The 2,177-nt window shown below is 71.7% G+C and carries 2 protein-coding genes; both read right to left on the bottom strand.

All coding sequences use genetic code 11. The annotated features are described in order from the left end of the window. Positions 1-114 precede the first annotated feature (114 nt). Positions 115-1,041 (bottom strand): 2-hydroxyacid dehydrogenase, encoded by a 927-nt coding sequence (locus VIG79_RS05355; RefSeq protein ID WP_331883093.1) that lies wholly within the window; start codon positions 1,039-1,041, stop codon positions 115-117. Then, positions 1,038-2,177, bottom strand: a 1,140-nt coding sequence (gene rhaI / locus VIG79_RS05350; protein ID WP_331883091.1) for an L-rhamnose isomerase, incomplete at its 5' end; no start/stop codon positions are given. The genes rhaI and VIG79_RS05355, both read right to left, overlap by 4 nt.

The raw sequence follows: 2,177 nt of genomic DNA, 5'->3' as shown, positions 1-2,177 counted from the left end.
CAGGGGGCGGAACGGAGAGTCCTCCGGCGGGGCAGCGAGAGGTGACGCGTCGGGCACTGGACAACCCTAAGCGTCGTCACCGACAGCCACTAACCGACGGTCGAAGGAGGGGTGTCAGGAGCGGACGACGACGTTGAGCGGCGGCTCGCCGGCCAGCATCCGGTCCACCTGCGCCCGCACCAGCCGGGCCATCCGCGGGGTCGCGTCGGGGGTCGCCCCGGCCGCGTGCGGGGTGACGAGCACGCCCGGTATGCGCCAGAGCGGGTGGTCCGGTGGCAGCGGTTCGGGGTCGGTGACGTCGAGCGCGGCCCGCAGCCGACCGGTCGAGGTCTCGGCCACCAGCGCATCGGTGTCGACCACCGCGCCCCGCGCGACGTTGACCAGGAGCGCCCCGTCGCGCATTCGAGACAGGAAGTCGGCGTCGACCAACCGGACCGTGCTGGCGTCCAGCCGCACCACCACGACGACCACATCGGCGTCCGGGAGCAGGGACGGCAGTTCGGAGGCTGCGTGCACCCCCTCGCGGGCGGTCCGCGCGACGCGCACGACCGTCGCTCCGAACGGCGCCAGCCGGGCTTCGACCGCCTGCCCGACTCCCCCGACGCCTAGGAGCAGGACGGTGCGGCCGGAGAGGCCGGGACTGAGTCGGGTCGACCATCGCCCCTGGTCAGCGGCCCGGACGTAGTCCGGCAGGTCGCGCTGGGCGGCCAGGACCAGGGTCAGCACCTGCTCGGCGGTCGAGTCCTCGTGGACCCCCGCGGCGTTGGCCAGCGTGTGCCCCGGCGGCAACACCCCCGCCACCCCGTCGAAGCCGATGGCCGGACTCTGGACCAGGCGGGTGGTCACCGTCGACAGCCACTCCAGCGGCGCGACGCCGCGCACGTTAGGTCGCACGACGAGGTCGATGTGCCGGCGCGGGGCCGGCCCGTCAAGGTCCCACTCGAGCAGCTCGACGTCCTCGGGCAGCGGTCCCAGCGCGTCGCGGAGGTCGCCCGGGGGCACGCTGACACTGAGCCGGTATGCGGGTGGCGCCGCCGTCACGCGCCCCAGCCGGCCTGGATGCCGCCGACGCGGCTCGCCTCGATGTGCTCCTGGTAGCCGGACTCGGCATACGCGCGCATCGGGTTGCCGGAGAGGCCTCGGGACTCGCGCCAGGCGGCGAGGGCGGGCCGTACGTCGGTGTAGAAGGCGTCCATCACGACCTCGTTCCCGCCGAGCACGTCACCGTCCGCCTGCGCCGAGGCCAGGGCCTCGCGGTCGACCAGCAGCGCCCGCGCGGTCATCTCCTGAACGTTGAGCACCGACCGGATCTGGCCGGGGATCTTCTTCTCGATGTTGTGGCACTGGTCCAGCATGAAGGCCACCCCGGACTCCCGCCCGTACCCGCCGCCGCGAACCACCTCGGAGAGGATGCGGAACAGCTGGAACGGGTCGGCCGCCCCGACGATGAGGTCGTCGTCGGCGTAGAACCGGCTGTTGAAGTCGAACGACCCCAGCTTCCCGAGCCGCAGCAGCTGGGCGACGATGAACTCGATGTTGGTCCCGGGCGCGTGGTGGCCGGTGTCGAGGCAGACGAACGCCTTGGGCCCGAGCTCGCTGACGTGCGCGAACGCGGTACCCCAGTCCGGCACGTCCGTGTGGTAGAACGCCGGCTCGAAGAACTTGTACTCGAGCACCAGCCGCTGGTCGTCTCCGAGGTGGGCGTAGATCTCGTGGAGCGACTCGAGCAGCCACTCCTGCCGCGCTCGGATGTCGCCCTGGCCCGGGTAGTTCGTCCCGTCGGCCAGCCAGATCTTGAGGTCCCTCGAGCCGGTGCGGTCCATGACATCGATGCACTCGATGTGGTGGTCGATCGCCCGCCGCCGGACCGTCTTCTCCGCGTGGGTGAGCGACCCGAGCTTGTACTCGTCGTCCTGGAACGTGTTCGAGTTGACCGTCCCCAGACGCACCCCGAGCGACTCCGCGTGGGCGGCGAGAGCGCCGTAGTCGTCGACCTTGTCCCAGGGAATGTGCAGCGCGACGCGCGGTGCGCGACCGGTCAGCTCGTGGACCTTGGCCGCGTCGGCGACCTTCTCGAACGGGTCGCGCGGCACGCCCGCCTGGGCAAACACCTTGAACCGGGTCCCGGAGTTGCCGAACGCCCACGAGGGCAGCTCGATCTCCTGCTCCTCGAGCCG

The organism is Lapillicoccus sp. (genome assembly GCF_036559105.1).
GTDB lineage: Bacteria > Actinomycetota > Actinomycetes > Actinomycetales > Dermatophilaceae > Lapillicoccus.
The sequence above is the reverse complement of the archived record's forward strand: the minus strand, read 5'-3'. Positions and strand labels throughout refer to the sequence as shown.